Here is an 8,527-nt window from a genome sequence, read left to right as displayed (position 1 = left end):
GCCCCGGCCAGCCGGCGGGACTCCGCCGGCCGCCACACCTCGTCGAGCGGCACCCGCCCGTCACGCAGCAGGTCCGCCGGCACGCCGAGCGCGGCCGGCGCCGAGCCGGGGGAGAACCGCAGCCCGATCAGCGTGCCGGTGTCGATCGGCCCGACGTGGGCCCGGGTGTCCGGCCCGGCGAGGAGCAGCTCACCGGACTCGCGGTGCCACATCACGTCCACGCACGCGTCCGGCACGATCCGGTGCACCCGCCGCTCCACGCTGGTGCGCGTCCACACGCAGGCGTACAGGCCGTACGGATCGGCGTGCGGAGCCAGCTCGCGGTACACACCGCGAGTATCCCAGCGACCCCGGACGGCCCGCCGGTTCAGCCGGTGATGACGGCCTGGGTGATGGTCACGTCGAGCTTGGGCGCGCCGTCGTTGGCGTCCCGGCCCGGCGTGATCCCACCGGCCGCGATCTTGTCCGCGACCGCGAGCCCGGCGGCGTCGATCGTGCCGAACACCGTGTACTTCGCCGGCAGCGTGGTGTCCCCGTAGACGATGAAGAACTGGCTGCTGCCGCTGTTGGGCGCGCCGGTGTTGGCCATCGCCAGCGTGCCGCGCGGGTAGGTGACCAGCGGCTGGCCCTGCCCGTCCTGCCCGCCGGTCGGCTTGAGGTCGGTGGGGAACTCGTCCTTGATCGTGTAGCCGGGGCCGCCGCTGCCGCTGCCGGTCGGGTCGCCGCACTGCAGCACCTTGAGACCCTCGGACGCGGTGAGCCGGTGGCACTTGGTGTTGTCGAAGAACATCGCCTTCACCAGGTGCTCGATGCTCTGCACGGTGCACGGCGCCTTGGCCCGGTCGAGCACCAGCGGCATGTCGCCCTGGCTGGTCTTGAGCGTCACGGCCAGCGTGCCGGTGTTGGGCGTCGGGGACGGGTCGGCCGGCAGCCCGGCCGGCTTGGGCGACGGCTCAGCCGGCGTCTCGGTGTACTGGCAGGGGCCCTCGCTGGTCTTGGCCGGCGGGGTGGTCTCGGTGGTGGTGTTCTGCGCGGCCGCGGTCGAGTCGCCGTCACCGATGTTGGCCAGCCAGTACACGATGCCGACCGCGGCGACCACGGCGACCACCGTGACCACCACGCCGATGATCCGGCGCCGTTTCGCCCGCTCGGCCCGACGGGCCAGCTGGCGTTCCAGCTTGCGCTTGGCTGCCTGGCGACGCTGCTCGTTCGTCGGCACGGACACCCTCCCTGACCTGAGGTCCTCCTGGCAATCGGGCAGTCTATGAGCACGCCGCGTAAGAACCGCGTTGAGGTCCACACCACTACGCTGAACCGTAACCAGCGCGCAGCTTGGAGGTCCGTCCCGTGCTCGTCGTCGGCTTCCCCACCGGAGCCTTCCAGGCCAACTGCTACCTGGTCGCACCAGGTAAGGGGGAGGCCTGCGTGATCATCGATCCCGGCCAGGACGCCGAGGAGCCGATCGCCGACGCGGTGCGCGAGCACCGGCTGTCCCCGGTCGCGGTGCTGCTGACGCACGGGCACTTCGACCACGTCTTCGCGGTCAGCCCGGTGTGCGACGGCAACGACATCCCCGCCTGGATCCACCCCGAGGACCGGGAGATGCTGACCGACCCGCTCAAGGGGATCAGCGCGCAGGGTGCCGCGTTCTTCGGCGGCAAGCTGGAGATGCGGGAGCCCGCCGAGGTGCGCGAGCTGGCCGACGGTACGGTGCTCGAGCTGGCCGGCCTGTCGATCACCGTGGCCCACACGCCAGGGCACACAAGGGGATCGGTGACATTCCGATCGGAGCTCGACGAGGGCGGCCGCGTGCTGTTCGCCGGCGACACCCTGTTCGCCGGCTCGATCGGCCGGACCGACCTGCCCGGGGGTGACCTGCGGACGATGATGCATTCGCTGCGCACCAAGCTGCTCACGCTCGACGACGACACCGTCGTGCTGCCCGGCCACGGTCCGACCACCACCATCGGGCGCGAGCGGGCCAGCAACCCGTTCCTGCTGGAGTTGGCCGAGCCGGGCGAGCCGTTGCCCGGCCGGCGGGGACTGTGACCGAGCAGCCGTCGTCGCCGGCGCCGCCCGCCGAGCCGGAACGACTTCCGCTCAACCTGACCGAACCCGGCACCTCCCGCCGCCGCGGCTGCGTGGCGGTCGGCGTCGCCGTGGTGTTCGGCGCGGCCGTCGGCGGCGTCGTCGGGCTCATCGGCGGCGAGACCGCCGGCCTGATCTCCGCGGCCGTCATCGTCGTCGTGCTGCTCGGCCTCGCCTGGCTGTCCGGGCGCCGCCGGCTGTGGCTGGAAGGCTCCCGGGTGCTGGCCACCACGATCGGCACGAAGGCCGTCGACCTCACCCACGCCGACCGGATCGAGCTCGTCGTCACCGACGTGCGCGGCACGAGGACGATCGGGTTGCTGATCACCGGCGGTCGCAAGACGATCAACGTTCCGCTGGCGATCTACTCCGGAACCGGCGGCCGGGAGCTGGGCATCCTCCTGCTGCGCCGGCTCGCCGACCGCCTCGCCGGCAGCGAGAACACCGGCGGCCTCGTGTTCTCCGAGCTTCTGGTCGCCCAACTGCGGTCGGAGGCCAAGGGCGACGCGGCCGCCGACCGCCCGCTGTACCGCCTGGCCTCGCTCGCCCCGTCCGGCCGCCTTGCGCAGCGGTTGAGGGCCGAGGCCGTCACCCGGTTCGTGGCGAGCCTGGACTAGGTCCTCCGGTCGCTCCCGCGCGGCCGCCCGACCCGTCCACCCGCGGCCTCGTGTCCGCTCCCGGACCGGCGGCGCTGCGGCGGGGAGCCGACGTGCCGCCGCTTGCCGTTCACCGCCGCGACGGGCCGTTGCTTTCCCATCACCGCAAGGAGTTGCTTGCGCACCTCCTCGAGTTGGTGCTGGGTCTCGGGCATCTCCTGCGCGACGAAGATGCCGAGCCGGTCGATCCGGTCGAGCGAGCTCTGCGCCGCCTGCATGGCGGGGACCAGCTTCTCCATCGCCGCGGCGATCCGGGGAATCGCGCGTAGCGCCTCCAGCGCGGCGGGAACCATCGCGATCCCGGTGCGCACCACGGCGTCGGCCGCCTTGATCGGGTTCCTGAGCATCGTCATCAGGAACAGCTCGTCATCCCCGCCGCCGTTGTGCGCCATTGGTGCTGGATCGTAGCTCTTGAACCGCAAGAATGGCGGCCAACGCGGTGGTAATCGGCACGGCGGCGATCAAACCGATGCTGCCGACGAGGGTGCGCACGATTTCCTGCGCAATCGACTGGGCGGAAAGAATCCCACCGAGGCCGACGCCGGAGATCGACGAGTAGAGCAGCACCGGCAGGGCCGCGCCGGCGTAGGCCATCACCAGGGTGTTGACCGCCGACGAGACGTGGTCTCGGCCGATGCGCAGACCGGCGGCGTACAGCCGGCGCCAGCCGAGGGTCTCGTTCGCCGCGCGCAGCTCGAACACGGCGCTGGTCTGGGTGACCGTGACGTCGTCGAGCACGCCGAGCGCGCCGATCACCACGCCGGCCAGCAGCAGGCCCCGGGTGTCGATCCCGTGGCCGAGCGTGCCGACCAGGGTGGCGGTCTCCTCGTCGAGTCCGGTCAGCCTGGCGGTGATGGAGAACAGCGCGCCCAACCCGCCGATGAGGGCAAGGCTGACCAGCGTGCCGAGCACGGCCGTCGAGGTCCGCGCGGAGAACCCGTGGGTCAGGTAGAGCACCGCGAACATGATCACGCCGGCGCCGACGGTGGCGACCAGCAGCGGGTTGCTGCCCGCGATGATCGCCGGCAGCACGAGGAGCACCAGCACGGCGAAGCTGATCCCCAGCCCGACGAGCGCCTTGAGCCCCTGCCACCGGCCGAGCACCAGCACCGCGAGCGCGAACAGGCCGGCCAGCAGGATCAGCGGCACGTCCCGCTGGAAGTCGACGATCTGGTACGACTGCCCCGCCAGCGGGTCGCCACCCGCGTAGGCCAGCACGACCTCGTCGTCGACGGCGAACCGCGGCGAGCTCGGCTCGAGCGGCGCGATGATCCGCACCTCCCGCTCCGGCGCCGGGCCGTCGGTCATCCGCACGGTCACCGCAAGGCACTGGTCGCCCTGCGGCGCCCCGGTCTGCACCTCGGCGCTGCACGGCCCGGACTGCGCGGCGGTCACCACCCCGCGCACCGGCTCCCGCCCGGCCGTGGCCGGCCGCCCCGCGTCCCCGGTCGGGAACAGCAGCACCGCCCCCACGATCGCGGCCACCCCGAACGGCGTGAGCAGGCCGATCAGCAGCGTCCGCACCCGCCGCGACGCCGGCGGCGGCGCGGAGTGCCCGTGCCCCCGGGCGGCACGCACCCGCGGGATCGGCTCGGTGTCACCGCTCAGCACGGTGCCCATTCAAGGTGAACGCCGAGCGCCCGCCGCCGGCGGGGTCAGCGGCTCGGCGAATCGTGGGCGGGTGCGAGTCCCGGAGATCGGGGTGCCGGACCCGACGACCGCGGTGCGGTCGTCGGGTGGTCCACGGCATCTTGTTCCGCGACTCTGCCGAGCCCCTGCCCGGCCGCACATCCCGAGGGGATCGGCGAACCGGACGTGGGTGGTCGTCGCCTCACCCGTTCCGCGCCAGCGCATGCGCAAAACCGCACACCGGGTCTCCCGTCGGGTCAGAATGGGGTGGCGCCACTGCGGCGCGGGTATCGATTACGAGGAAGCGGTGGCGAATGGAGCAGGTCGTCTTGCTCGATGAGGGGGGTCGCTCGATCGGGGCGGCGGACAAGGCGACGGTTCACGATCGCCGGACGCCGCTGCATCTGGCGTTCTCCTGCTACGTGTTCGACGGGGGCGGCCGGCTGCTGCTGACCAGGCGGGCGCTGACCAAGCGGACCTGGCCGGGGGTCTGGACCAACAGCTGCTGCGGCCATCCCGCCCCCGGCGAGCCGATCGCCGACGCCGTCACCCGGCGACTGCGCGACGAGCTCGGGCTGGCGGTGCACGACGTCGAGCTGATCCTGCCCCGATTCCGTTACCGCGCAACGATGCCCAACGGCGTGGTGGAGAACGAGCTGTGCCCGGTGTTCCGCGCGGTCACCGCCGGCACGCCGCGGCCGGCGGCGGAGGAGGTCGACGCGGTCGAGTGGGTGGACTGGCTTCCGTTCGCCAGGGCCGTCGCGGCCGGCGAGCGGGACGTCTCGCCATGGTGCCGGCGTCAGGTCGACGAGCTGCTGGCGCTCGGGCCGGATCCGCTGTCCTGGCCCGTGGCCGATCCCGGCGAGCTGCCGCCCGCGGCCCGGGTCTGGTAGTCGTTTGACACCGTGGTCGAACATGTGTTCGACTAGCTGCCGTGCGATGGGACAGCCAGCGGGTGGACGCGTCCGACGAGCAGATCCTGCCGGGACTGCCCGGTCTGGTCCGCAGCGTACGGACTCCCGAGTTCGCCGGGATGGTCTTCCACGAGGTGCGGTCGAAGTCGGTGCTGAACAAGGTGCCCGACGCCTCGCCCATGCCGTTCCGCTGGACGGTCAACCCGTACCGCGGCTGCTCGCACGGATGTCGCTACTGCCTGGCCGGCGACACCCCCATTCTGCTGGCCGACGGCCGCACCAGGCCGCTGGCCGAGCTGCGCGTCGGCGACCGGATCTACGGCACCGAGCGGCGCGGCACCTACCGCTACTACGTGCCCACGTTCGTGCTCGATCACTGGTCGACGGTCAAGCCGGCGTACCGCGTCTCGCTCGCGGACGGCACCCAGCTCATCGCCAGCGGTGATCACCGGTTCCTCACTGAGCGCGGCTGGAAGCACGTGACCGGCGCGATGCGCGGCGCCGGCCGGCGGCCGCACCTGACCACCGGCAACAAGCTGATCGGCACCGGGCAGTTCGCCGCGCCGCCCAAGCAGCTCGCCGAGTACCGGCTCGGCTACCTGTGCGGGATGATCCGTGGCGGCGGCCGCGGCCAGGAGGCGCTCGAGCGCGCCCGCGAGTATCTCCGGGAGCTGGACGTCGCGTCCGACCGGCTGATCGAGGTGCCGCAGACGCACGGCAACGAGTGGTTCAAGGGGTTCCTCGCCGCGATGTTCGACGCAAGGGGCAGCCACACCCGGGGGATCGCCCGGATCGCCACACGGACCCCGGAGCTCACCGAGCTGACCACGAACGCCTTGCGCTGCCTGGGTTTCGGGTATGTCGTGGAGCGGTCCAGGTGGGCCGACGAGCTGCCCTGGGTGCGTCTGGTGGGCGGCCTTGCCGAGCGGCTGCGGTTCATCCACACCGTCGACCCGGCATCGCTGCACAAGCGCACCATCGACGGCACGGCGTTCAAGTCCAACGCTCGCCTGGGAGTCGTGGCGGTGGAGCCGCTGGGGTTGGAGCTGCCGCTGTTCGACATCACCACCGGCACCGGCGACTTCATCGCCAACGGCGTGGTGAGCCACAATTGTTTCGCCCGGCATTCCCACACCTACCTCGATCTCGACTCCGGGCACGACTTCGACAGCCAGATCGTCGTCAAGGTCAACGCCCCCGAGGTGCTCGCGGCCCAGTTGCGTTCGCCGAAGTGGACCCGCGAGCACGTGGCCATGGGCACCAACACCGATCCGTACCAGCGGGCCGAGGGCCGCTACGAGCTGATGCCCGGGATCATCCGCGCGCTGGCCGGCAGCGGCACCCCGTTCTCCATCCTCACCAAGGGAACCGTGCTGTCCCGCGACCTTCCGCTGCTGGTCTCGGCGAGCGCCGAGGTCTCCGTCGGCATCGGCGTGTCGATCGCGCTGCTCGACCGGGACTTGCAGCGCACCCTCGAACCCGGCACGGCCAGCCCGCAGGCGCGGCTGGAGCTCGTCCGCCGGGTCCGCGAGGCCGGCCTGGACTGCGGCGTGTTCGTCGCGCCCGTCCTGCCCCGGCTCACCGACTCCACCGAGGCGCTCGACGCGCTGTTCGCCGCGATCGCCGAGTCCGGCGCCACCGGCGTCGCCGTGCTCCCGCTGCACCTGCGCCCCGGCGCCCGCGAATGGTTCGCCGCCTGGCTTGCCGGCGAGCACCCCGACCTGGTCCCCGCCTACCGCGAGATCTACGCCCACCGCCGCAACGCCGACCGCTCCTACCGTCGCTGGCTCGCCGCCCGCGTCGACCCCCTGCTCCGCCGCCACGGCCTCCACCCCGCCTCCCGCCGTGACCACGACGCCGAGCCGCCCGACGACCCCGGCTGGCCCAAGGGCAGCCTCCCCACCGGCGCCCCCGACGTGCCGGTCCAACAGGAGCAGCTCGCCCTGCTCTAACTCACCACCGCGGCGCCATGTTCTCGCTCCACTCGTCCGAGTCCTCGAACAGTCGCTTCACCGAGCGACGAAGCGTGCCCAGGTCCATAACGGCTTGATCGGCAATCTCCCACAGCTCGGAGGGAACGTAATGGGCTTGCTCGCGCCACCGCTCGAACATCTTCTCGAGCCGGGCCTCGACGGTCTGAATGTATTGGTTGGCCTGATCCCAGGTGAGGCACCGCGCTCCGAGCTTTTGCCGCAACTGGGCAAGGTACAGAAGGCACGGCTTGACGATGTTGTCCTCGTGGTATCCGGATTCCAGGAGATGTCGGAAGTGCGACGTCAGTCTGAGGATCTGGTAGGACACCGACGCGGGCATTTCGGGCAGCGTGCCAACCGTGGCCGAGCGCAGCGGATCCGAGCCGAGAACGGCGCGGACGCCAGACGCAACATCGAAGGCGTCGGTGAGCGATGCTCGGAGATCCGCATCGGCGCCGGCGAGCAGCGAGTCGAGGCGGTCATCCCACTCGTCGCGGGACTCGGGATGCTGAGTCATCGTGCGTCACCTCCCTGCTTTGCGTTTGAAGCAGGCTTTTGAGCGTCTTGCGGGCGCGATGCCTGTTCTGGCGGACCGCTTCCAAGGACTTGCCGAGCTCGGCGGCGATCTCCGCGTCGGAGAAGCCATCCGTGGAGTACGCCAGCACAATGCGCTGGGCCGGCGGCAACAACTCGAGAAGGGCGTGGGCGGCGGCGGTGCGTTCGGACAACTCGACGGGACAGTCGGTGGCCACCAGGTCGAGGACTTCCGGATGGTGGTCCAGAGATACCTCGCGGACGGGGACCGACCGGTAGTACGCGCGGATCGCGACCGTGCGCACCCAGGCCCGCGGATTGAACAGGGTGCCCCATTTGGCCCACGCCTCAGTGAGCGCGGCCTGGGCGGCGTCGGTTCCCTCGTACACGGTGGCACCGACCGCCTTCATGACGAATCCGACCAGCGTGGCGAACTCGGTTCGGTAGAACTCGCTGAAGTGCAACTGGTCATCGTCCACCACGGCTCTCCAAGGTGCCTTGCACGGTCGAGCCGATCTCCAGGCGGGTTCGCGCATCCAGTTCGACGCCGGTGAGCCGACTTCCCGGCGGGAGGTCGGACACCATGGTCGCCCATGCCGAATGCCGGCTCGCCGCCACCTGGTGGCGGCAGCGGGCTCTCAGCCATTCGGCCGCAAGCCAGGTGGCGCACACCAACACGAGGACGATCCACAAGACGATCACCGCTCTCATTTCCGCGACTCAGTGTTCGTTC

11 protein-coding genes are annotated in these 8,527 nt (G+C 71.3%); 4 read left to right on the top strand and 7 right to left on the bottom strand.

Annotation, left to right across the window (positions count from 1 at the left end; genetic code table 11):
• Both VGX25_RS09780 and VGX25_RS09775 read right to left on the bottom strand, forming a co-directional pair.
• A partial coding sequence (locus VGX25_RS09780; protein ID WP_326917317.1) for a DUF6597 domain-containing transcriptional factor occupies positions 1 to 329 on the bottom strand: 329 nt, incomplete at its 3' end.
• Positions 330 to 367: 38 nt separating this feature from the next.
• Positions 368 to 1,219, bottom strand: coding sequence for a peptidylprolyl isomerase (locus tag VGX25_RS09775; protein ID WP_326917316.1), 852 nt, complete (start codon positions 1,217 to 1,219; stop codon positions 368 to 370).
• A 128-nt stretch (positions 1,220 to 1,347) separates the two neighbouring features.
• Between VGX25_RS09775 and VGX25_RS09770 the strand changes: the two genes are divergently transcribed.
• Both VGX25_RS09770 and VGX25_RS09765 read left to right on the top strand, forming a co-directional pair.
• Positions 1,348 to 2,049, top strand: coding sequence for an MBL fold metallo-hydrolase (locus VGX25_RS09770; protein ID WP_326917315.1), 702 nt, complete (start codon positions 1,348 to 1,350; stop codon positions 2,047 to 2,049).
• Positions 2,046 to 2,705, top strand: coding sequence for a hypothetical protein (locus VGX25_RS09765; protein ID WP_326917314.1), 660 nt, complete (start codon positions 2,046 to 2,048; stop codon positions 2,703 to 2,705). The genes VGX25_RS09770 and VGX25_RS09765 overlap by 4 nt, the downstream gene beginning before the upstream one ends.
• On the opposite strand, the gene VGX25_RS09760 is transcribed toward VGX25_RS09765, so the two are convergent.
• Both VGX25_RS09760 and VGX25_RS09755 read right to left on the bottom strand, forming a co-directional pair.
• On the bottom strand, positions 2,702 to 3,136 hold the full coding sequence (locus tag VGX25_RS09760; protein ID WP_326917313.1) for a hypothetical protein: 435 nt from the start codon (positions 3,134 to 3,136) through the stop codon (positions 2,702 to 2,704). The two genes, VGX25_RS09765 and VGX25_RS09760, sit on opposite strands and share 4 nt — an antisense overlap.
• Entirely contained in the window at positions 3,111 to 4,364 is a 1,254-nt protein-coding gene (locus VGX25_RS09755) for a YibE/F family protein (protein ID WP_326917312.1), read from the bottom strand. The genes VGX25_RS09760 and VGX25_RS09755 overlap by 26 nt, the downstream gene beginning before the upstream one ends.
• Before the next feature lie 323 nt (positions 4,365 to 4,687).
• Here VGX25_RS09755 and idi point away from each other — a divergent pair, with 323 nt between their 5' ends.
• Entirely contained in the window at positions 4,688 to 5,266 is a 579-nt protein-coding gene (gene idi, locus VGX25_RS09750) for an isopentenyl-diphosphate Delta-isomerase (protein WP_326917311.1), read from the top strand.
• A gap of 41 nt (positions 5,267 to 5,307) precedes the next feature.
• Positions 5,308 to 7,239, top strand: coding sequence for an intein-containing Rv2578c family radical SAM protein (locus VGX25_RS09745; protein WP_326917310.1), 1,932 nt, complete (start codon positions 5,308 to 5,310; stop codon positions 7,237 to 7,239).
• A gap of 1 nt (position 7,240) precedes the next feature.
• On the opposite strand, the gene VGX25_RS09740 is transcribed toward VGX25_RS09745, so the two are convergent.
• Genes VGX25_RS09740 through VGX25_RS09730 form a run of 3 tightly spaced genes read right to left on the bottom strand, consistent with a single transcriptional unit; the run spans position 7,241 to position 8,505 of the window.
• The gene (locus tag VGX25_RS09740) at positions 7,241 to 7,777 is read right to left on the bottom strand and encodes a hypothetical protein (RefSeq protein ID WP_326917309.1); all 537 of its coding nucleotides are present in this window, start codon (positions 7,775 to 7,777) and stop codon (positions 7,241 to 7,243) included.
• Positions 7,740 to 8,273, bottom strand: coding sequence for an RNA polymerase sigma factor (locus tag VGX25_RS09735; protein WP_326917308.1), 534 nt, complete (start codon positions 8,271 to 8,273; stop codon positions 7,740 to 7,742). Before VGX25_RS09735 ends, VGX25_RS09740 begins: the two co-directional genes overlap by 38 nt.
• Positions 8,263 to 8,505 carry a hypothetical protein gene (locus VGX25_RS09730; RefSeq protein WP_326917307.1) on the bottom strand — a complete coding sequence of 81 codons (243 nt, stop codon included), beginning with the start codon at positions 8,503 to 8,505 and terminating at the stop codon, positions 8,263 to 8,265. The genes VGX25_RS09735 and VGX25_RS09730 overlap by 11 nt, the downstream gene beginning before the upstream one ends.
• Between the last annotated feature and the right edge of the window lie 22 nt (positions 8,506 to 8,527).

Source organism: Actinophytocola sp., from assembly GCF_035942955.1.
Classification (GTDB): domain Bacteria; phylum Actinomycetota; class Actinomycetes; order Mycobacteriales; family Pseudonocardiaceae; genus DASYTH01.
Note: the sequence above shows the minus strand (reverse complement) of the source record. Positions and strands in the feature narration are given on the sequence as shown.